This window comes from Streptomyces sp. SID11385, from assembly GCF_010548245.1.
Lineage (GTDB): Bacteria > Actinomycetota > Actinomycetes > Streptomycetales > Streptomycetaceae > Streptomyces.
In genome coordinates, this window is the sequence record NZ_JAAGLR010000308.1 from 23,419 (window position 1) to 44,620 (window position 21,202).

At 73.0% G+C, this 21,202-nt stretch carries 20 protein-coding genes; 6 read left to right on the forward strand and 14 right to left on the reverse strand.

Going from position 1 to position 21,202, the window contains the following annotated elements; all coding sequences use genetic code 11:
- Window positions 1-22: 22 nt before the first annotated feature.
- The 11 genes from G3I42_RS09195 to G3I42_RS09245 form a co-directional block, all read right to left on the reverse strand.
- Window positions 23-1,168: a polyprenyl synthetase family protein gene (locus G3I42_RS09195; protein WP_164284141.1), complete on the reverse strand. Its 1,146-nt coding sequence runs from the start codon at window positions 1,166-1,168 to the stop codon at window positions 23-25.
- Complete coding sequence (hpnE, locus tag G3I42_RS09200; protein ID WP_164284143.1) at window positions 1,165-2,574, reverse strand: hydroxysqualene dehydroxylase HpnE; 1,410 nt, start codon at window positions 2,572-2,574, stop codon at window positions 1,165-1,167. The genes G3I42_RS09195 and hpnE overlap by 4 nt, the downstream gene beginning before the upstream one ends.
- 127 nt (window positions 2,575-2,701) lie before the next feature.
- Window positions 2,702-3,640, reverse strand: coding sequence for a presqualene diphosphate synthase HpnD (gene hpnD / locus G3I42_RS09205; protein ID WP_164284167.1), 939 nt, complete (start codon window positions 3,638-3,640; stop codon window positions 2,702-2,704).
- A gap of 8 nt (window positions 3,641-3,648) precedes the next feature.
- A complete protein-coding gene (hpnC, locus tag G3I42_RS09210) occupies window positions 3,649-4,578 on the reverse strand; it encodes a squalene synthase HpnC (RefSeq protein ID WP_164284145.1) in 930 nt (309 codons plus the stop codon).
- Between the two features lie 457 nt (window positions 4,579-5,035).
- Window positions 5,036-5,827: an ABC transporter ATP-binding protein gene (locus G3I42_RS09215; RefSeq protein WP_010266784.1), complete on the reverse strand. Its 792-nt coding sequence runs from the start codon at window positions 5,825-5,827 to the stop codon at window positions 5,036-5,038.
- Window positions 5,814-6,761: an ABC transporter permease gene (locus tag G3I42_RS09220; RefSeq protein WP_164284147.1), complete on the reverse strand. Its 948-nt coding sequence runs from the start codon at window positions 6,759-6,761 to the stop codon at window positions 5,814-5,816. Before G3I42_RS09220 ends, G3I42_RS09215 begins: the two co-directional genes overlap by 14 nt.
- A gap of 119 nt (window positions 6,762-6,880) precedes the next feature.
- Complete coding sequence (locus tag G3I42_RS09225; RefSeq protein ID WP_164284149.1) at window positions 6,881-7,768, reverse strand: glycosyltransferase; 888 nt, start codon at window positions 7,766-7,768, stop codon at window positions 6,881-6,883.
- A gap of 105 nt (window positions 7,769-7,873) precedes the next feature.
- Window positions 7,874-8,653, reverse strand: a complete 780-nt coding sequence (locus tag G3I42_RS09230) for a CDP-alcohol phosphatidyltransferase family protein (protein WP_164284151.1) — start codon at window positions 8,651-8,653, stop codon at window positions 7,874-7,876.
- On the reverse strand, window positions 8,631-9,692 hold the full coding sequence (locus G3I42_RS09235; RefSeq protein WP_164284152.1) for an iron-containing alcohol dehydrogenase family protein: 1,062 nt from the start codon (window positions 9,690-9,692) through the stop codon (window positions 8,631-8,633). The genes G3I42_RS09230 and G3I42_RS09235 overlap by 23 nt, the downstream gene beginning before the upstream one ends.
- Window positions 9,680-10,432 (reverse strand): phosphocholine cytidylyltransferase family protein, encoded by a 753-nt coding sequence (locus tag G3I42_RS09240; RefSeq protein ID WP_164284153.1) that lies wholly within the window; start codon window positions 10,430-10,432, stop codon window positions 9,680-9,682. The genes G3I42_RS09235 and G3I42_RS09240 overlap by 13 nt, the downstream gene beginning before the upstream one ends.
- Complete coding sequence (locus tag G3I42_RS09245; RefSeq protein ID WP_164284169.1) at window positions 10,429-12,333, reverse strand: DUF5941 domain-containing protein; 1,905 nt, start codon at window positions 12,331-12,333, stop codon at window positions 10,429-10,431. Before G3I42_RS09245 ends, G3I42_RS09240 begins: the two co-directional genes overlap by 4 nt.
- A 426-nt stretch (window positions 12,334-12,759) precedes the next feature.
- Between G3I42_RS09245 and G3I42_RS09250 the strand changes: the two genes are divergently transcribed.
- Window positions 12,760-13,671 carry a cation diffusion facilitator family transporter gene (locus tag G3I42_RS09250; protein ID WP_164284154.1) on the forward strand — a complete coding sequence of 304 codons (912 nt, stop codon included), beginning with the start codon at window positions 12,760-12,762 and terminating at the stop codon, window positions 13,669-13,671.
- A 118-nt stretch (window positions 13,672-13,789) separates the two neighbouring features.
- Window positions 13,790-14,386, forward strand: a complete 597-nt coding sequence (gene idi, locus G3I42_RS09255) for an isopentenyl-diphosphate Delta-isomerase (protein ID WP_164284155.1) — start codon at window positions 13,790-13,792, stop codon at window positions 14,384-14,386.
- Window positions 14,387-14,438: 52 nt separating this feature from the next.
- Here the strand turns inward: idi and G3I42_RS09260 are convergent, their stop codons facing one another.
- On the reverse strand, window positions 14,439-14,846 hold the full coding sequence (locus tag G3I42_RS09260) for an ATP-binding protein (RefSeq protein WP_164284171.1): 408 nt from the start codon (window positions 14,844-14,846) through the stop codon (window positions 14,439-14,441).
- A 441-nt stretch (window positions 14,847-15,287) separates the two neighbouring features.
- Between G3I42_RS09260 and G3I42_RS09265 the strand changes: the two genes are divergently transcribed.
- Window positions 15,288-16,364, forward strand: coding sequence for an alkene reductase (locus tag G3I42_RS09265; RefSeq protein WP_164284156.1), 1,077 nt, complete (start codon window positions 15,288-15,290; stop codon window positions 16,362-16,364).
- Window positions 16,365-16,417: 53 nt separating this feature from the next.
- Here the strand turns inward: G3I42_RS09265 and G3I42_RS09270 are convergent, their stop codons facing one another.
- Both G3I42_RS09270 and G3I42_RS09275 read right to left on the reverse strand, forming a co-directional pair.
- Window positions 16,418-16,837, reverse strand: a complete 420-nt coding sequence (locus G3I42_RS09270) for a MarR family transcriptional regulator (RefSeq protein WP_164284173.1) — start codon at window positions 16,835-16,837, stop codon at window positions 16,418-16,420.
- Between the two features lie 52 nt (window positions 16,838-16,889).
- Window positions 16,890-17,594, reverse strand: coding sequence for a DJ-1/PfpI family protein (locus G3I42_RS09275; RefSeq protein WP_164284157.1), 705 nt, complete (start codon window positions 17,592-17,594; stop codon window positions 16,890-16,892).
- 134 nt (window positions 17,595-17,728) lie between these two features.
- On the opposite strand from G3I42_RS09275, the gene G3I42_RS09280 reads away from it, so the two are divergent.
- The 3 genes from G3I42_RS09280 to G3I42_RS09285 all read left to right on the forward strand — a co-directional run.
- On the forward strand, window positions 17,729-18,607 hold the full coding sequence (locus G3I42_RS09280) for a hypothetical protein (RefSeq protein ID WP_164284158.1): 879 nt from the start codon (window positions 17,729-17,731) through the stop codon (window positions 18,605-18,607).
- Window positions 18,608-18,726: 119 nt separating this feature from the next.
- On the forward strand, window positions 18,727-18,852 hold the full coding sequence (locus tag G3I42_RS38200) for an LPFR motif small protein (protein ID WP_010266821.1): 126 nt from the start codon (window positions 18,727-18,729) through the stop codon (window positions 18,850-18,852).
- A gap of 82 nt (window positions 18,853-18,934) precedes the next feature.
- A partial coding sequence (locus G3I42_RS09285; protein ID WP_343244497.1) for a Tex family protein occupies window positions 18,935-21,202 on the forward strand: 2,268 nt, incomplete at its 3' end.

Below are 21,202 nucleotides of genomic sequence, written 5' to 3' on the forward strand. Positions count from 1 at the left end.
TGGCATGTCCGTCTGATGGTGATCATCTCTTTCGTACGACGACGAAGTCCGCGAGCGCCACGAAGGACGCCCGCACGTGGGGAGGCATCGGGACGCTGTCGAGGGCCCCGATGGCGATGTCGAACTGCCGGCGCGCCTCCCGCGAGGTCCACTCGCGGCCCCCGGCCTCCTCGATGAGGGCGGCGCGGGCGGCGAACTCCGCCTCGGAGAAGGAGTCGGGTCCGGTGGCGGCGGCGTCGGCGGCGAGGAGCTTGGCGAGCTTGTCGGAGGCCGCCCCGCCCGCCGCGAGCGCGGCGACGACGGGCAGCGACTTCTTGCGCTGGCGCAGGTCGCTCCAGGTCTGCTTGCCGGTGGACTCGGGGTCGCCCCAGATGCCGAGGAGGTCGTCCACGGCCTGGAAGGCGAGCCCGAGGTGGTAGCCGTAGCGCTCCAGGGTGTCGGCGGTGGCCTCGTCGGCGCCGCCGAGCACGGCGCCGATGGAGGCGGCGCAGGCGAGCAGGGCGCCGGTCTTGTTGCCCTCCATCTCCAGGCACTCCTCGACCGTGACGCGGTCGCGGTGCTCGTAGGAGATGTCCTGGGCCTGACCGTCGATCAGGGCGCGCGTGGCGCGCGTGAGGCGGCGGGTGGCGCGGCCTGCCTCGGGGGTGCCGAGTTCGAGGAGGATCTCGTTGGCGAGGGCGAAGAGCGCGTCGCCGACGAGGATCGCCTGCGCGGGACCGTGGACCTTCCAGACGGTGTCGCGGTGACGGCGCTGCTCGTCGCCGTCCATGAGGTCGTCGTGCAGCAGGGAGAAGTTGTGCACGAGTTCCACGGCGACGGCGCCGGGCACGCCGGTCTCGGCGCTCGCGCCGGTGACCTCGGCGGAGATGAGCGCGAGGGCGGGGCGCACGGCCTTGCCCCCGTCGCCCGCCGTGGGCCTGCCCTCGGCGTCGGTCCAGCCGAAGTGGTAGGCGGACACCGAGTCCATGGGCGGCGCGAGCCGGTCCACGGCGGACCGCAGCACCGGCGTGACGAGGGCACGGCTGCGCTCGACGAGCGCGGTCACGTCCGGGGCGTCGGCGGCGGCTTCGGCCGAGGGCACAGTCGGCACGTTCTTCTCTCCTCTGTTCGCGGTGCTGGTCTTGGGGGTGCTGAGCGGCACGCGGCCCGCCCGGACCTCGGTGCTCATGCCGCCTCCTGGAAGTGGAAGAGGTGCGCGCCGGTACGGCCGAGGCTCGCGAGCGCGGCGCGGGCCGCGTCGCTGCCGCTGCGCACGGCGCCCTCCATCGTGGCGGGCCAGCCGGTGTCGGTCCACGCCCCGGCGAGGTAGAGCCCGGGGGCGCGGGTGGTGTTGCCGGGCCGCAGCCGCCTGCCGCCGGGGGCCGGGTCGAAGGTGGCCGTGCGTTCCCTGGTGACGAAGAAGTCGCGGATCCCGGCGCCGCGCGCGGCGGGCAGGAGTCGCTCCAGTTCGGGCAGGTAGCGCGCGCGCAGGGTGCTCACGGGCGCGTCGATCTCCTCGCCGACGGCCGACTGCGAGAGGGCGAGGTACTGGCCCGGCCCGGTGAGCCCGGACGGCGCGGTGCGGTCGAAGACCCACTGCACCGGGCTGCCGAGCGCGGCGAAGAAGGGCCGGCGCAGCACCTTGCGGTCGTAGACGACGTGGACGTTGAGGATGGGCGAGGTGCCGAGCGCGGCGAGGCGTTCGGGGTGGTCGAGTGCTCCCGCGGGCAGCAGTTGGTGGGCGTCGGGCTGGGCCACCGCGAGCACGACGGTGTCCGCGTCGAGCACGCCGTCCTCGGTGCGCACCCGCCAGCCGCCTCCGTCGGCCGCCTCGACGGCGCTCACCCTGGCGCGCAGCCGCGTGGTGACGCCGGCCTTGTCGAGGGCGCGGCGGGCGAGGGTGTCGTGGAGTTCGCCGAGCGGGACGTGGGCCCAGCCGATGTCGGCGGCTCCCGGCTCGGTGAGCAGCCCGGTCCTGAAGACCTTGGCGGCGAGGGCGAGCGAGGAGTCGTCGGCGCGGGCGTTCAGCGTCGCGACGCCGACGAGGTCCCACAGCGCCGCGATGGTACGCGGGCTCTGCCCGTGCGCGCGCAGCCAGCTGCCGAAGTCGCGGTCGTCGAGCGCGGGGTCGGCGGGGTCGAGGCGGCGCAGCGCGAGCGCGGCGCGTGCCACGGAGGCACGTTCCCGCACGCTCAGGTGCGGGTACAGGGCGAGTCCGCCCGCGAGGTGCAGGGGGACCGGCGCCTGGGTACGTCGCAGTCGGCCCAGACGCCCGGTGCCGGCGTCCAGGACGGGGACGTCGAGCCGGTCCTGCACGGGGGCGAGGTGGGCGGCGTCGATCCGTTCCAGGAACTGCCGGTAGGCGGTGCAGCAGCGCAGGTAGACGTGCTGGCCGTTGTCGACGGTGAGGTCGCCGCGCCGGAAGGAGAAGGCGAGTCCGCCGAGGCGGGGCCTGCCCTCCAGAAGGGTCACGCGCACACCGGCGTCGGCGAGGCCGAGCGCGGCGGTCACTCCGGCGAGTCCGCCGCCGATGACGACGGCGTGTCCCGTGCCGCCGCCGAGGGGGATGGTGCCTGAATCGGCCTGATCGGTCATACGTCCTCCCTGCCCGCCCCCGGGGTGGCGGCGTGCGCAGTGAGGGACGCGGAGCTCAGCCCGGAGGTTGCCCGGCCGTGACCGGATACGTGTGCTTTCGTGCGGCCCGGCCGCGGGGTCCCGCGCGTCACGGTTGCCCCCCGGTTCTCAGGCGTGCGGCCGCCTTGGCGTCCACCCCGGCGAGGCCGCGCACGGCGACGTACGCCTTCTCCCCGGCCGAGAGCGCCACCCGGCCGCGCAGGACGGCGTCGGGGTCCTGCTCGATGCGGTCCAGGAGGCGGTGGTAGATCCCGGCCATGGCCGAGACGCAGGCGCCGCCACGCCGGTCGAGCATGGGAAGCAGCTGGTAGCCCTCGTCGAAGAGCGCGCGGGCGCGGCGCACCTCGAAGTGGACGAGGCCCGGGAAGTCCGCGCCCTCGGGCAGCGTCGCCGAGGCGAAGCCCGCGGAGCAACCGAATTTGTCGAGGTCCTCGGCGGGCAGGTAGGTACGGCCGTTCGCGGCGTCCTCGCGCACGTCGCGCAGGATGTTGGTGAGCTGGAGCGCGAGGCCAAGCGTGTTGGCGTACTCGGGGGCGCGTACGCGGTCGCGCGCGCCGGGCCGTACGCCGAAGATGCCGAGCGAGAGCCGTCCGATCGCCCCGGCGACACAGCGGCAGTAGTCGGCGAGCTCGTCCCAGGTGCGGTAGACGCGGCCCTGTACGTCCATCAGGACGCCGTCGATCAGCTCGTCCAGGGCGCCGAGTGGCACCGGGAAGCGCCGCGCGGTGTCGGCGAGGGCGACGGCGACCGGGTCGGTGTCGTCCTCCGCGACGTCCTTGGCCCGGACGCGCTCCAGGAGTTCGCGGCACTCGTTCAGCCGGCGCGTCTTCTCCTCCGGCGCCAGGGTGCCGTCGCCGATGTCGTCGACGCGGCGTGAGAAGGCGTAGACGGCCGACATGGCGCGGCGCTTGTCGCCGGGCAGCAGGCGGATGCCGTAGGCGAAGTTCTTCGCCTCGGACCCGGTGACGGTCTCGCAGTAGCCGTAGGCGGCACTCACGGCCGCGGGCAGTACGCCCTGCTCCTTCATCGTCGGACTCACCCCTCTCCTCGCAGTACTGCTCCCATCTCGCGCAGCAGCCGGGCCTTGGTGGGCTTCGGCGTGGTGGCGAGTACGTCGTTGCCCGCCTCGGCGATCGCGGCGAGGGCCGCGCGGCCCCCTGCGACGAAGCCGGCGAGCAGGAGCCGCAGGCGGCCGCGCACGCTGGCGACGAGGGGCAGTCCCTCGTCGAGCAGGGCGCGGGCGCGGTCGGCCTCGAAGGCGATGAGGGCGCGGACCGGGGCGCTCGCGCGCGGGGCCGCGAGGTCGGCCTCGGTGACGTGAAAGCGCGTCATGTCCTCGGCGGGCAGGTAGACGCGGTCGCGGCGCAGGTCCTCGGCGACGTCCTGGAGGTGCTCGACGAGCTGGAGCCCGGTGCAGACGGCGTCGGAGCGGCGCACGCGCGCGTCGCTCTCGGTCCCCGTGAGGCCGAGGACGAGGCGGCCCACCGGGTTCGCGGACAGCTCGCAGTAGGCGGCCAGTTCGTCCCAGGTGGCGTAGCGGCCGACCTTCTGGTCCTGCCGGTTGGCGCCGATGAGCGCCTCGAACGGGTCGGGGACGAGGCCGCGGCGGCGCACGGTGGGCCGCAGGGCGCGCAGCAGGGGGTGGTGGGGGGTGCCGGTGGAGCGGAAGACGCGGGCGAGGTCGGTTTCGAGTGCGTCGAGGAGGACGAGGCGGTCGCCGGCCTGGTCCTCGGGGACGTCGAGGTAGCGGGCGTCGGCGCCGCCGGGGGCGAGGTCGCCGTCGCCGATGTCGTCGACGAGACGGGCGAAGCCGTAGACGGCCATGAGGTCGGCGCGCCAGGCTCTGGGCACGAAGAACGGCGCCACCGGGAAGTTCTCCGCTCCGGCCTTGCCGAGCGTGGCGTTCTCCGTCGCGGTGGCGTGCGCCGTCCCGGTACCGGGCGCCGCGGCGCGGGGGGCGCTCATCGGCGACCGCCCGTCGCGGGGACGGCGGGTACAGCGTGGAGGCGGAGGTCGTCCGTAGCCAATGCCGTCACATCTCCCGTTCTACACTGCGCACACAAAACTCACTATTTCGGACACGCCGCCCGGCCGCCGCCCGGGCGTTTCGGTGCAGCATGTCCCCCTGTGCGGTATCGCACCACTCGTCGCGATTCGGCACCGGCACAGCTTACGTTGTACAACTCAACCGCTCACGGCGGGGTGTTCAGCACGTCACAAGAACACACCGATTGCCGTCAACCTTCCCGACCTGCGACTTAGTTGACTGATCTTTGACCCGCTCGGCCGCGCGCGGGGAATAATCGGCGCCCTGCGCCGTGACATGACGGAACCCCTGACGGATTTGTCCGACAGGGGTTCCGCTTTCGCTCCCGATGCCGCGAAGAAGGGAGGAAAAGCCCTCTTACGGCATTTCAGCTATTTACTTACTGGTGAACTTCTCGTACTCCTTCATCACCTCGGCCGTGGGCCCGTCCATCCGCAGCTCCCCGTGCTCCAGCCACAGCACCCGGTCGCACGTGTCGCGGATCGACTTGTTGTTGTGGCTCACGAGGAAGACCGTCCCGGCCTCCTTGCGCAGCTCCCTGATCCGCGCCTCGGAGCGCTTCTGGAAGGAGCGGTCGCCCGTCGCGAGGGCCTCGTCGATCATGAGGACGTCGTGGTCCTTGGCCGCCGCGATGGAGAAGCGGAGCCGGGCCGCCATGCCGGAGGAGTAGGTGCGCATCGGCAGCGAGATGAAGTCGCCCTTCTCGTTGATCCCCGAGAAGTCCACGATCTCCTGGTAGCGGGCCTTGACCTCCTCCCGGCTCATGCCCATCGCGAGCCCGCCGAGGATCACGTTGCGCTCGCCCGTCAGGTCGTTCATGAGGGCGGCGTTGACGCCCAGCAGCGAGGGCTGCCCGTCGGTGTAGACCTTGCCGCTCTCGGCGGGCAGCAGCCCGGCGATGGCGCGGAGCAGTGTCGACTTGCCCGAGCCGTTGGAGCCGATGAGCCCGATGGCCTGCCCCCGGTACGCGGTGAACGAGACCCCGCGCACGGCGTGCACCTTGCGCACCCCGGGCGAGTCGCCGCGCTTGACGATGCGGTTGAGCGCCGCCGTGGCGCTGCCCTTGCCGCCCTTGGCCCCGTGCACCCGGTAGACGATGTGCAGCTCGTCCGCGATCACCGTGGGCATGTGCTCCCGGCCCGCGTTGCGTCCCTCAGCCACGGCCATACCGCTCTTCCGCCTTCCAGAAGTACACGAACCCGCAGATCCCGATCAGGACCGCCCAGCCCAGCGCGAAGGCCCACACGTGCGGCGGCAGGTAGCTGCTGCCGTAGCCGTCGATGAGCGCGTACCGCACGAGGTCCATGTAGACGGCCGCCGGGTTCCACTGGAGCACGTCGCCCACCCAGCCGGGCACGTTGTCCTTGTCGGCGAGCATCGCCGGAAGACTGAACATGACGCCCGAGGCGTACATCCAGGTGCGCATCACGAAGGGCATGAGCTGCGCGAGGTCGGGGGTCTTGGCGCCCGCGCGCGCGAAGATCAGCGCGAGCCCGGTGTTGAACACGAACTGGAGCACGAGCGCGGGGATGACGAGCGGCCAGCGCATGTTCGGCCAGCAGCCGGTCGCGAAGAGCACGATGACCAGCACGATCATCGAGTACAGCAGCTGCTGGAGCTGCTGGAGCGAGAAGGAGACGGGCAGCGAGGCGCGCGGGAAGTGCAGCGCGCGGACCAGGCCCAGGTTGCCCGAGATGGCCCGTACGCCCGCCTGCACCGAGGACTGCGTGAAGGAGAAGATGAAGACGCCGGTGACGAGGAAGGGGACGTAGATGTCCTTGTCGATGCCCTTCCGCGCCCCGAGCAGCAGCCCGAAGATGAAGAAGTAGACGAGCGCGTTGAGCAGGGGCGTCGCGACCTGCCACAACTGGCCGAGCTTCGCCTGGCTGTACTGGGCGGTGAGCTTCGCCCGCGAGAAGGCCAGGATGAAGTGGCGCCGGCCCCACAGCTCACGGATGTACGCGAGCAGCCCTGGCCGGGCGCCGCTCACCGTCAGCCCGTACTTCGCCGCCAGTTCGGGGCGGCTGAGCCCTTCGTCGGGCGAGGGCGGGAGCGTGGGTGTGCTCACCGTCGCGCCCTTCTCCTGCGTTGTGTCACTCACGGGGGAACCTTCGTCTGCGGGGGTCGCGGGACTGCGGGACTGCGGTCTGCCGGTGCCCCGGGCGCGCTCGCGCCCGGGGCACCGGCACCGCCGTGGTACGGCGTCTGCGGAACAGCGTGTCAGATGATCGGCGGACGGCCCAGCCGGGTGAGGCGCCACACCGTGCGCCAGCGCATCGGGCGGCGCGGACCGCAGCCCTTCGACCAGCCCTCGCGGAAACCGCCGAACCAGGCCCGCAGCGCGGCACCGTTCGGCCGCCGCGCGAGGGTGAGCAGGAGCCACACGCCGAGGTAGACGGGGACGAGGGGCAGCGGCAGGTTGCGGCGCGCGAGCCAGACCCGGTTGCGGGCCACCATGCGGTGGTAGACCGCGTGCCGCGAGGGGGCCGTCGTGGGGTGCAGGAGCACCATGTCGGCCCGGTAGTCGATCGACCAGCCGGCGTCCAGGGCGCGCCAGGCGAGGTCGGTCTCCTCGTGCGCGTAGAAGAAGTCCCCCGGCAGCAGCCCGGCCTCGGCGAAGACCCGGGTACGGACCGCGTTGGCGCCGCCGAGGAACGTCGTGACCTCGGAGGAGCGCATCGGGTCCGAGGCGCGCAGGCGCGGGACGTGGCGGCGCTGCGTGACGCCGGTCTCGGGGTCGGCGATGCGGAAGCTGACGATGCCGAGCTTCTCGTTCCGCGTGAACGCCTCACGGCACAGCTCGGCGGTGTCGGTCCGCTCCAGGAGCCCGTCGTCGTCGAGGAAGAGGAGGATGTCGACGTCGCGCCCGGCCGGGCCGAACGCCTCGATCCCCACGTTGCGGCCCCCGGGGATGCCGAGGTTCTCGGGCAGCTCGACGGTGCGGACGCCCTCGGGCACCTCGGGCACCGGGGAGCCGTTGCCGACGACGACGACCTGGACGGGCTCGCCCTCCTGCTTGGCGACCGAGTCGAGGAGCAGTCGCAGCTCCTCGGGCCGGTTGCCCATGGTGATGATGACGGCGCCCACCGTCGGCGCGGACTGACTCATGCCTGCTTCCTCTTCCTTCTTGCGCCCCGGAGCCCGGGCGGACCCGGTGCCCGGAACGCGGCGCTCATATCGCTCGTCGCACGTGTTCGCCCGTCACGGACCGCTTCACTTCAGCCGGCTGGAGGCGAGAATCGACACGAGGTGCAGCAGGGTCTGCACGAGCGCGATGGCGGCGAGAACGGCGATCCCGAGACGGGTGAAGAAGAGGTCGCCGCGGATCTGGTCGATCACCGCGAGCACGATGATGAGCAGCGAGGCCTCGATGCCGAGGATCAGCCGGTGGAACTGGAGGGCGGCGGCGGCCCGGCGGGCGAGCGCCATCCCGGAGGAGCGCGGCTCGGCCGCGGCGTCCTTGACGACGGGCAGTCCGGCCTGGTGGCGGGCGACGCCGACGAGGTCCGTCTCGGACTTGATGAGGATCGCGCCGAGCGCGGCGAGCGTGCCGAGGAAGGCCCACAGCCAGTCGATGCGGCCGGTGCCGAAGAGGTCGGCACCGCGCAGCCCGAAGCCGACGAGGACGGCCGCGTCGGCGAGGTAGGCGCCGACCCGGTCGAGCCAGACGCCCTGGAGCGAGTACTGCTTCTTCCAGCGGGCCAGCTCGCCGTCCACGCAGTCGAAGAGCAGGTAGAGCTGGGCCATGACGGCCCCGAGCACGGCCCCGGGCACGCCCGGCCACAGCAGGGCCGGGCAGGCGAGGACACCGAAGATCGTCATCAGGTAGGTCAGCTGGTTCGGCGTGACCTTGGTGTTCACCAGGTACCGGTCTATGCGCAGCGAGATCTCGCGCATGTAGAGCCGGCCGGCCCAGTGCTCGCCGCTGCGTCGGTCCTTGACCCCGGCGGGGTGGACGACGGGGCGGAGTTCAGCTACCGATGGCCTTGGCATAGTCGGCGTACGCGTCCTTGATCTGGTCTGTCGACAGGTTGAGGTGTTCGAGGATCGTGTAGCGGCCCGGGCGGGTCTGCGGGGCGAACTCGACGGCCTGGACGAACTCGTCCACCGAGAAGCCGATGTCACCGGGCAGTACGGGCTGGTGGTGGCGGCGCAGTACCTCGGCCATGTAGCCGGCCTGCTCGCCCGCGCCGCGCAGGTGCATCGCGAAGACCGCGCCCATCCCGCACTGCTCGCCGTGGCTCGCGGCGCGCTTGGGGAAGAGCAGGTCGAAGGCGTGGTTGATCTCGTGGCAGGCGCCGGAGGCGGGGCGCGAGTCCCCGGCGACCGACATCGAGATGCCCGTCATGACGAGGCCCTCGGCGAGCGTCTGGAGGAAGTCGTCCTGGCTCACGTCGCCGGGGTGGCGCAGGATCGCCTCGCCCGCCTGCCGGGCCATCGCCGCGGCGAGCCCGTCGATCGACTCCCCGGTGACGCGGTGGGACAGCTCCCAGTCGGCGACCGCGGAGATGTTGGAGATCACGTCGCCGATGCCGGAGCGCACGTACCGGGCCGGGGCCTCGCGGATGACGTCGAGGTCGATGACGACGGCGATCGGGTTGGGCACCCCGTAGGAGCCGCGGCCCGCGTCGTTGTCGAGGGTCGCGACCGGGGAGCAGAGCCCGTCGTGCGAGAGGTTCGTGGCGACGGCGACGAGCGGCAGCCCGATGCGCGCGGCGGCGTACTTGGCGCAGTCGATGATCTTGCCGCCGCCGAGGCCCACGACCGCGTCGTAGTGCCCCGACTTCATCGCGTCGGCGAGCCGGATCGCGTCGTCGAGGGTGCCGCCGCCCACCTCGTACCAGCTCGCGCCCGGCAGGGCCGGGGCCAGCCGCTCGCGCAGCCTGGCCCCGGAACCGCCGCTGATCGCGATGGCGAGCTTGCCCGACGCCGAGATCCGCTGGTCGCACAGGACGGTCGCGAGATCGTCCAGGGCGCCGGGGCGGATGTCGACGGCGAGCGGCGAGGGAATCAGCCGCGTCAGTACCGGCACGCGATCTCCCGCCCCTTGGCCAGGTCCTCGTGGTTGTCGATCTCGACCCAGCTGACCTCGCCGATGGGGGCGACATCGATGGTGAAGCCGCGGTTGACCAGCTCCTGGTAGCCGTCCTCGTAGTAGAGCTGCGGGTCGCGCTCGTACGTGGTCTTCAGCGCGTCCGCGAGCTGCTCGGCCGCGTCGCCCTCGATGAGGGTCACGCCGATGTACTCGCCGGTCGCCTCGGCCGGGTCCATGAGCTTGGTGATCCTGCGGACGCCCTTGCCGGGCTCCACGACGACCTTCATCTCCTCGTCGGCGAGCTTCTTCACCGTGTCGAGGGCGAGGATGATCTTCTTGCCCTCGCCGCGCGCGGCGAGCAGCGTCTTCTCGACGGAGACGGGGTGGACGGTGTCGCCGTTGGCGAGGATCACCGAGTGCTTGATCGCGTCACGGCCGCACCACAGGGAGTAGGCGTTGTTCCACTCCTCGGCCTTGTCGTTGTCGATCAGCGTGATCTTCAGCCCGTACTTGGCCTCCAGGGCCTCCCGGCGCTCGTAGACCGCCTCCTTGCGGTAGCCGACGATGACCGCGACCTCGGTGAGGCCGATCTCGGCGAAGTTGCCGAGGGTCAGGTCGAGGACCGTGAGGCTCTCCTCCTGGCCTTCGGGCCCGACCGGCACCAGCGCCTTGGGCAGGGTGTCGGTGTACGGGCGCAGACGCCTTCCGGCGCCGGCCGCGAGCACGAGGCCGATCATGCGGGTTCTCCTTCGTCGTGTACGGCGGGTGCCCCTGCGGACACCCAGAAGCGGATGCTCTCGAAGAGCACCACGAGGGCTACGAGCACGGCCAGGACCGTGAGCGCGGTGGCGAAGCCGCTCCCGCCGAGAACCGCCGCGAGGAGGGCGACCAGCAGGGTCCTGCCCTCGTGTCCGGCGATGGCCTGGGTGAGCCAGCGGGGCGGAGCGCCGGTGCCACCGCGGATGCGGTACACCGTGTCGTAGTGATGGTAGGCGACCGCCGCCACGAGCCCGAAGGCCGCGGGAAGCGCGCCGTGCGGGTCACTGCGCGCCGCGAGCAGCAGGATCGTGCCGTACTCGGCGGCACGCAGGAAGGGCGGTACGAGCCAGTCAAGGGCGCCCTTGAGCGGGCGGGCGACGGCGAGCGCGGAGGACACGACGTAGACGGCGGCGCCGAGGACGGGCCAGGCCGAGCCGTACGAGGTGAACGCGGCGCTGGCGGTGACGGCGGCGGCGCCGAGCAGCGCGAGCAGCGGTACGCCGATCCGCGGCAGCGCGCGGCCGAGCGGGCGCAGCACGCGGGCGAAGAGGCGGGCGAGGGGGCCGGAGTCGGCGAGGTCGGCGAGGGCCTGGGCGGCGCGGTCCGTGCGGGTGGCCCTGCGGGTCACCGAGCGCAGCAGGCGTCCGGCGGTCGTGTAGCAGGCGGCGAGGCCGCAGGCGATGAGCAGGACGACGAAGGTGATGCGGGGCGTCGTGCAGGCGGTGAGCACGGCGATCATCGCCCAGCGCTCCCCGATGGGCAGCACGATCATGCGGCGCAGCCACACCGTCCAGCCGACCGAGTCGAGCTTGCCGGAGAGCGCCGCGGTCGGGCTCGTGTTGGCGGCGGCGTCGTGGTTGGCCTCGTTGAAGGAGAAGTCGATCACGTGGCGGCAGGTCTGGAGGACCATGGCGCCGAGGGCGAGCGCCCACACGTCGTCCCCGCCGCGCGCCGCGCCGAGCGCGAGCCCCGCGTAGTAGGCGTACTCCTTGGCGCGGTCGAAGGTCGCGTCGAGCCAGGCGCCGAGCGTCGAGTACTGGAGCGAGTAGCGGGCGAGCTGGCCGTCGGTGCAGTCCAGGACGAACGAGGCGAGGAGCAGCGCGCCGGCCGCGACGTACCCGGACCGTGTCCCCGTGGCGGCGCAGGCCGCGGCGATGAGCGCGGTGAGCAGCGAGGCGGTCGTGACCTGGTTCGGGGTGAGGCCGCGGCGCGCGCACCAGCGGGCGATGTAGCGCGAGTACGGGCTGATGAAGTGCGTGGTGAAGAAGCCGTCGCGGGCCTTGACCGCCGAGCGGAGCCGGACCGCCTCCTCGTCGACCGCCTCGACGGACTGCCGCGCCTCGTTGCGCTCCTGCGGGCTCGCGGGGACGACGGCGACGAGCGAGCCGAGGTCGGGGCGGTGCACGGCGGTGCCGTCCGCGTCGAGGAGCCCCGCGAGCCGGTCGGGCAGCGGGCCGCCGCCGGTGTCCGTCTGGGGCAGTACCTCGGTGCCGGGCGCTCCGCCCTCGGCGGGCATCGGCTGGCGCAGGGGGTGGGTGGCGGGGGCGAGAGGGGCGCCGTGGCCGGCCGGGGCCGCTCCGCGGACGGCGGTGGCGAGCGCGTGCGCGAGGGCGGGGCGGGCCTCGGGCCGCGCGGTGACGGCGCCGGGGACCGCGGCGGCGGGGAACCGGGGGTCGGTGAGTCCGAGCCGAAGGGAATGCGTGTGGCCCACGAACCGGGAGTCGACGAGCGCGACGCGTTCCCCGGCGGGGACACTCGCGAGGACGCTCGGGGTCTGCGACGGCTCGGTGACGACCCGCACCCCGAAGCCGAGCGCCCGCAGCTCACCCTCCAGGGGCGAGCCGGGCACCGGCGGACCGGTGAGGATGGCGGTCGACAGAGGAACTCACTCCTTGGGGGCCGGCCCGGCGAGGGCCGGGCAGCGAAGGGGGTGACCAGCACCGCGGACCACACCGGGGGGAGCGTGGTGGGCGGGCGTCGGCTGAGGTTATCGGATGCCGTGTACCGGGGGTTCACCACCCGTTCACGGCCCGAGGACCGCCGAAGCGCGTGATCATCATGCGCGATCGGGGCGTGGGTTCCCAAACTTGCGGGGGCGTATGCGGACGAACGGGGTCCCGTTGATCGGGCCCCTTCGGCGACCGCGGAGCGGGGTGCGGGACGGGATGTGCGACGGGGCGCGGGACGGGGTCCTGGGCGGCGCTCCGTGAAAGCCGCTGATCAGCGCAATGACAACGGTGTTCACCCTCGTGTTGCCTCACCCCGGCGGGTAAGGGTTCACTGACCGCGAGAAGGGGAGGCACCCATGGGCCACGACCACGCGCACGGCACGGCGACGCACGCCCACCGCGGCCGGCTCCGCCTCGCCCTCGCGCTGACCCTCACCGTGATGGTCGTCGAGATCGCCGGCGGCCTCCTCTCCCACTCGCTCGCGCTCGTCGCCGACGCCGCGCACATGGCGACGGACGCGCTCGGCCTCGGCATGGCGCTCCTCGCGGTGCACGTCGCCGCGCGCCCGCCGAGCGACACGGCGACGTTCGGGTACGCGCGGGCCGAGATCCTGGCGGCCCTCGCGAACTGTCTGCTGCTGCTCGGGGTCGGCGGGTACGTCGTCTACGAGGCGGTGCGGCGCTTCATGGAGCCCGCGCAGACCGACGGCTCGCTCGCCCTCGTGGTGGGTGTCGTGGGTCTCGTCGCGAACTGCGTCTCGCTCGGGCTGCTGCTGCGCGGCCAGGAGGAGAGCCTCAACGTGCGCGGGGCCTTCCTGGAGGTCATGGCCGACGCGCTCGGCTCGCTCGCCGTGATCGTCTCGGCGCTCCTCGTATGGCTCACGGGCTGGCCGTACGCGGACACGATCGCCTCGCTGCTGATCGGGCTGATGATCGTGCCGCGCACGTGGCGGCTGTTGCGGGACACGCTCCACGTGCTCCTGGAGGCGGCGCCGCGCGGGGTCGATCTCGCGGAGGTGCGGGCGCACATCCTGGGCACGCCGGGGGTACGGGCGGTGCACGACCTGCACGCGTGGACGATCACCTCGGGGATGCCGGTGCTCTCGGCGCACGTCGTCGTCGACTCCGCCGTACTCGACTCGGTCGGCCACGAGAAGATGCTCCACGAACTCCAGGGCTGCCTCGGGCACCACTTCGACGTGGAGCACTGCACCTTCCAGCTGGAGCCCGCCGGGCACGCGGAGCACGAGGCCGGTAGCTGCCTGTAGGCGGGTCCCCGGCCCTGGGGGAAGCGGCGGGGGGCGGGCACGACGCGTGGGCGGCCGGTTGCGGGACGCGCGTGCGGCGTACGGCAGACTTGGGGCAAGCCAGAAGCGAAGGATGCGCATGCCGATCTCATCAGCCACCGCGGCCGACAAGTCCTCCCCCTCCGCCAGCACCGAGGAGATCCTCCTGGAGCTGGTGGACGAGAAGGGGACCACCATCGGTACGGCGGAGAAGCTCGCCGCCCACCAGCCCCCGGGGCAGTTGCACCGCGCCTTCTCCGTCTTCCTCTTCGACCGCGAGGGGCGGCTGCTGCTCCAGCGCCGCGCGCTCGGCAAGTACCACTCCCCCGGCGTCTGGTCGAACACGTGCTGCGGCCACCCCTACCCGGGCGAGGCCCCCTTCGCCGCCGCCGCCCGCCGCACCTTCGAGGAGCTGGGCATCGCGCCCACGCTGCTCGCCGAGGCCGGCACGGTCCGCTACAACCACCCCGACCCGCTCTCCGGACTCGTGGAGCAGGAGTACAACCACCTCTTCGTCGGGCTCGCGCCGAGCGAGCTGGCCCCGGACCCCGAGGAGATCGCCGAGACCGTCTTCGTGACGCCGCGGGAACTGGCCGAGCGGCACGCGCGGGACACCTTCTCGACGTGGTTCCCGACCGTCCTGGACGCGGTGCGGCCCGCGGTGCGGGAGCTGACGGGCGGTACGGCGGGCTGGTGAGCCCGCCCCCGCGGCGGCGGCTCCGCTGCCGCGGGGCGCGCGCCGACAGCCCTCAGACGCGCGGCGAGAGCGGCAGGGCCGCCCAGCAGACCTTTCCGCCCCCCGCCGTGTGCTCCACGTCGCAGGCGCCGCCCTCCTCGCGGACGATCTCCCTGACGAGGAGCAGCCCGCGACCGCCGGTCTGTCCCGCGTCGGCCTCCAGGGCGGTGGGCCGGTAGGGGTGGCCGTCCTCGACGGCGACCCGCACCCAGTCCGCTCCCGCGGCGACCTCGACGGCGAGCTCGGGCGAGACGACGGCCGCGTGCCGGACCGCGTTGGTGACGAGTTCGGAGACGATGAGCAGCAGTCCCTGGACGAGGTCGGGGGCGAGCGGGACGCCCTGGCGGCGCAGCAGGTCCCGTACGGCGTGCCTGGCCTGCGGCACGGAGACGTCGACGGCCGGAGCGGTGAAGCGCCACACCCCTTCCCAGGGCCGCGGCCCGGCACCCCCGTCGTTCCCGTCGCTGTCCCTGTCCGGTTCGTCGTCGCGTTCGGTAGTCACCACGCGCCCGAGTGTCGGGACCTCTCAGGTCCGTACCACCGCACTGACCGCAAATGGCCGGGGATCGACAGCTTTCGACTGCCTTCGGTCACGCGCTGAACGGAACGGGCCGCAGGATGCCTGGTCCAGATCACCCGGCCGCCACTCCCGCCGCCCCGGCCGCCCGGGGACCTCTGTCGATTCCGGGGCTTGACTTGCCCGGCCCTCTTTTCGCTTCGCGTATCGGCACCTCTTGACCCGATGCGAGAACTTCTATCACTCTGCGCCGACTTGCCGGGCTGGGGCATCCTCCTCCCATTTGCCTCCCCATGGTTCTGCGCGTTTTACTTGTCCGAACAGTAATTAATGAAGGAGCAGCACGTGTCCCTGGTCTTCGATCCCTTCCCCCTCGCCGGCACCACGCTGGCCAACCGCGTCGTCATGGCCCCCATGACGCGCAGCCGCGCTGACGCGGAGAGCCGTACCCCGACCGAACTGACCGCCGTCTACTACGCGCAGCGGGCGAGCGCGGGACTGATCGTCACCGAGGGCACGCAGCCCTCACCGGTGGGCCAGGGCTACCCCGCCACGCCAGGCATCCACTCGGCCGAGCAGGTCGCGGCCTGGCGCCGGGTGACCGAGGCGGTGCACGCCGAGGGCGGCGTGATCTTCCTCCAGATCATGCACACGGGCCGCATCGGGCACCCGAGCCTGACCGGGCTCACACCGGTGGCGCCCTCGGCGGTGCGTGCCGCGGGGCAGGTGTACACCGCCGAGGGCCCGCGGGACTTCGTGGAGCCGCGCGCCCTTACCGGCGCGGAGGTCGAGGAGACGATCGCGGACTTCGCGGATGCGGCCCGCAAGGCGATCGAGGCCGGTTTCGACGGGGTCGAGATCCACGGGGCCAACGGCTACCTGGTCCACCAGTTCCTGGCGCCCAACACCAACGTCCGCGCCGATGCCTGGGGCGGGAGCCCCGAGGGGCGCATCCGGTTCCCGGTCGAGGTCGCGAAGGCCGTGGCCGCCGCGATCGGCCCCGAGCGGGTCGGCTTCCGGATGTCGCCCGGCAACCCGTTCAACGGCATCGCCGAGACCGACCCGGCGGACCTGGAGGCCACGTACACGGCGCTCGTCGACGCGCTCGCCCCACTCGGCCTCGCCTACCTGCACCAGATGGAGGCGGAAGGGGCACGCGACCTCGTGCTGCGGTTGCGCAAGCAGTGGCCGGGGGCCTTCGTGCTCAACCCCTACACGGGCGCGACCCCGACCGGTCCCGAGAGCCTGAAGCTCGTCGAGGACGGCACGACGGACCTCCTCGCCCTCGGCGCGCTCTTCCTCGCCAACCCGGACCTCCCGGCCCGGCTGCGGGCCGGTGGCCCCTTCAACACGCCGGACGTGGCGACCTTCTACGGCGGTGACACGCGCGGCTACACGGACTACCCGCCCCTCGGCGACTGACCATCCGGCCGGCCGGGAAACTGCGCGGCGGTGCCGACGGCCCTCGGCACCGCTCAGCACGTCCCGCCCGGCTCCACCCGCCGCGCCAGATGTTCCTCCAGCCGCTCCAGGAAGCGGACGCCCTCGGCCTTCTCGTCCTCGCCGAGGTCCTCGGTCAGCCAGGACTCCAGGACGTCCCACAGCTCCTCGACCCGGCGCCGGACGCCGAGCGAAGCCACGGTGGGCTCGACGAGGACGGAGCGCCGGTCGGTGGGTGAGGGCGCCCTGCGGACGAATCCGGCCCGCTCCAGGCGCCGCACGGTGCGGGTCACGGTCGCCGCGTCGGCGCCCAGGATCTCCGCGAGGTCCACCTGCCGCAGGGTGCCGCGCTCCCACAGCTCCAGCATCACGAGTTCCTGGCCCACGTGGAGCCCCACCTCGCGCAGCAACTGGCCGGCGAGCACCCGGTGCAGCCGTGCCACGCGCACGACCATCGCGCCGAGCGGCGCGCGGCCGACCCCCGCGGACCCACGGCCCGCCGCGACCTCACTCATCCTGCCATCCCTCGCTCACCGCCCCAGGCCGGGCCGCCCGCACAGGACTGTACGTCCCGTCGTCCACGGCCGGTCTGCGGCCCGCGCGCAGCCGGGCCACGAGCGTGGCCGGGGCCTTCGCGGGGGAACCCGTGTCGTAGGGCGGCTCCGGGTCGTACTCGGTGGCGAGCTGCACCTCCTCGGCGCGGGCCCGCCCGGCGAGCGCGCCGACGAGGGCGAGGCCCATGTCGATCCCGGCCGAGACGCCCGCGGCGGTGACGTACTTGCCGTCGCTGACGACGCGCTCGGCGACGGGTTCGGCCCCGTACTCCGCGAGGACGTCGGGGAAGAGCCAGTGAGTCGTGGCGCGCCGTCCGGTCAGGAGACCCGCCGCCGCGAGGAGCAGCGCGCCCGTGCACACCGACGTCGTCCAGCGCGTGTGCGCGTCCGCGGCGCGCAGCCAGCCGAGGAGCGCGGGATCGGTCATGTGCGCGCTCTGCCCGGGGCCCCCGGGTACGAGCAGGAGGTCGGGCGCCGGGACCTCCCCGTACGCGTGGGTCGCGCCCAGCGTCACCTCGCCGCGGTCGGCGAGGACGGGCCGGGGCCGGTCGGCGACGAAGACGGTGCGCGCGCCGGGGACGCGGCACAGCATCTCGTACGGGCCGATCGCGTCGAGCGCGGTGAAGCCGTCGAAGAGGACGAGGGCGATGAGCGGCACGGGGGCTCCCGGTTCTCGGGCGGTGCGGGTACGGCGCGACGGTACGTGGCCGGCGGGGCATCCGCCCGGCAATAACGGGGCCTTCGCTCCCCGGCCCCTGCCGCCGCGGACCTACCAGTGGGTAACGTACGGGTATGAGCGAACCGACCCGCACCCCGCTGCCCGAGCGTGCCGCGCGCCGCTGTCACAACGCCGTGAATCCGCTGCACTCCTTCCACTACTTCTCGCCCGAACTCGCCGACGAGATGGGCAAGATCGGGCTCGGCGACTCCTCCGCCGTCTATCTCGCCACGCGCGCCGCCGCCTTCGGCCGGGTGGGGGCCGGTGCGGTCACGGCGAGCTTCTACAACTTCTCGCCGGAACTCGTCGCCCGCCACGTGCCCGCCGTGTGGGAGACGGCCGCGCCCGAGGCCGTGCTGCGGGCCCGTCTGCGCACCGTCGACCGCTCGCTGCGGCGCCTGCTCGGGGACGCCGCCGTGGAGTCGGCGGAGATGAAGGACGCCGCGCGGCTCGCCCTGAAGGCCGCCGAGGCGTGCCGCCCCGAGGCGCGCCCGCTCTACGCGGCGCACGCGGACCTCCCCGTCCCCGAGGAGCCGCACCTCGCCTACTGGCACGCGGCGACGCTGCTGCGCGAGCACCGGGGCGACGCGCACGTGCACGTACTGCTGCGGACCGGGCTCGATCCGGTGGAGGCGCTCGTGACGCACACCGCCACGGGCCGCGGCATGGTGCCGCGCTTCGTCATCACGAGCCGGGGCTGGCACCGCGCGGACTGGGAGGCGGCGGTCGCCCGGCTGCGGGAGCGCGGGCTGCTCGACGCGGAGGGCGAGCTGACCGAGGCGGGGCAGGCCCTGCGGGCCCGGGTCGAGGCGGAGACGGACGCGCTCGACACGGCCCCGTACGCGCACCTCGGCGCCGAGGACGTCGCCCGCCTCACCGAACTCGCGATCGGCTTCACCCGCGCGGGCATCGCGGCGGGAGCGTTCCCGGCGGGCATCTTCGGCAAGGAGTAGCTCCCAGCCGGGCGCACGGCGCCGCTGATCACGGCGGGTTTAGGCGTACGGCGCGGGGCAACCCGCTCCGTACGCCGGAAAGGGAACTCCCCCGGCGACACCCCCGGAAGGAGAACACCATGTTCCGCGCCATCGCCGATGTCCTGCGACAGATCGGCTCCGCGATCGCCACCGTCGTCACGCTGCCCTTCCGCGCCGTCGCGCGCCTCTTCGGCGGCGCCTCCAGCACCGCCCACCGCGCCTGAGCCCGCCGGTCCTGCCCCGCCGCCCGGGTGCCGCCTGCCAGAATGGCCCCAAGCTTCGCAAGTCAGAAGGCGGTACGGGAACGTGACGACAGCCCGCACGGGGTCCACCGAATCAGCGTCCATCGAGGGACGCATTGCCGAGGAACTCGGAGTCCAGGAGCGGCAGGTGAGGTCGGCCGTCGAGCTGCTGGACGGCGGCTCGACGGTGCCCTTCATCGCGCGCTACCGCAAGGAGGTCACGGGCACCCTCGACGACGCGCAGCTGCGCACCCTGGAGGAGCGGCTGCGCTACCTGCGGGAGCTGGAGGAGCGGCGGGCCGCGGTGCTCGACTCCGTACGGGAGCAGGGCAAGCTCACCGAGGAGGTCGAGGCCCGTATCCTCGGCGCGGACACGAAGGCGCGCCTGGAGGACGTCTACCTCCCCTTCAAGCCCAAGCGCCGCACCAAGGCGCAGATCGCCCGCGAGGCCGGGCTCGAACCGCTCGCGGAAGGGCTGCTCGCCGATCCCTCGCGGGAGCCGGCCGAGGTGGCCGCCGCCTACGTCGACGCGGACAAGGGCGTCGCCGACGCGCAGTCCGCCCTCGACGGGGCCCGCGCGATCCTCTCGGAGCGCTTCGCCGAGGACGCCGACCTCATCGGTGAGCTGCGCGAGCGCATGTGGACGCGCGGCAGCCTCTCCTCCAAGGTCCGTGAGGGCAAGGAGGAGGCGGGCGCGAAGTTCTCCGACTACTTCGACTTCGCCGAGCCCTTCGCCAAACTCCCCTCGCACCGCGTCCTCGCCCTCCTGCGCGGCGAGAAGGAAGAGGTCCTGGACCTCACTTTGGAGCCCGAGGAGCCGCCCGCCGAGCCGGGTACGCCCTCCTCGTACGAGGGGGTCATCGCGCACCGCTTCGGCATCGCGGACCGGGGCCGGCCCGGGGACGCGTGGCTGCGCGAGACGGTCCGCTGGGCCTGGCGCACCCGCGTCCTCGTGCACCTCGGCATCGACCTGCGGCTGCGGCTGCGCACGACGGCCGAGGACGAGGCCGTCACGGTCTTCGCGGCGAACCTGCGCGACCTGCTGCTCGCCGCGCCCGCCGGGACCCGCGCGACGCTGGGCCTCGACCCCGGCCTCCGTACGGGGGTCAAGGTCGCCGTCGTGGACGCGACGGGCAAGGTCGTCGCGACCGACACGATCTACCCGCACGCCCCGCGCAACCGCTGGGACGACGCGCTCGCGACGCTCGCGCGGCTCGCCGAGCGGCACCACGTCGACCTCATCGCGATCGGCAACGGCACCGCCTCGCGCGAGACCGACAAGCTCGCGGGCGAACTCATCGCCGCGCACCCGGAGCTGAAGCTCACGAAGGTCGTCGTCTCGGAGGCGGGCGCCTCCGTCTACTCGGCCTCCGCCTTCGCCTCGCAGGAGCTCCCCGAGCTGGACGTCTCGCTGCGCGGCGCGGTGTCCATCGCGCGCCGCCTCCAGGACCCGCTCGCCGAACTGGTCAAGATCGACCCGAAGTCGATCGGGGTCGGCCAGTACCAGCACGACCTGTCCGAGGTGAAGCTCTCGCGTTCGCTCGACGCGGTCGTCGAGGACTGCGTGAACGGTGTCGGTGTCGACGTCAACACGGCATCCACGCCGCTGCTCTCGCGCGTGTCCGGCGTGAGCGCGACGCTCGCCGAGAACATCGTGCGCCACCGCGACGAGAACGGCCCCTTCGGTTCCCGTGCGGAGTTGAAGAAGGTCGCGCGGCTCGGCCCGAAGGCGTACGAGCAGTGCGCGGGCTTCCTGCGCATCCGGGGCGGCAGCGACCCGCTCGACGCCTCCAGCGTGCACCCCGAGGCGTACCCGGTGGTGCGCAGGATCGCGAAGGCGACCGGCGGCGACGTGGCCGCGCTTGTCGGCGACACGGGCACGCTGCGCTCGCTGCGCCCGGACGAGTTCGTGGACGACACCTTCGGCCTGCCGACCGTGACGGACATCCTGCGGGAGCTGGAGAAGCCGGGGCGCGACCCCCGGCCCGCCTTCCGCACGGCGACCTTCAAGGAGGGCGTGGAGAAGCTCTCGGACCTGGAGCCGGGCATGGTCCTGGAGGGCGTCGTGACGAACGTCGCGGCCTTCGGGGCCTTCGTGGACATCGGCGTGCACCAGGACGGTCTGGTCCATGTCTCGGCGCTCTCCCGGGAGTTCGTGAAGGACCCGCGCGAGGTCGTCAAGCCGGGGGACATCGTGAAGGTCAAGGTCCTCGACGTGGACCTGCCGCGCAAGCGGATCTCGCTGACGCTGCGGCTCGACGACGAGATCGGCGCGGAGCGCGGCGGGCGGCGCGGCGGCGGCGGTGGCGGCGGTCGCCAGGAGCGCGGGCCG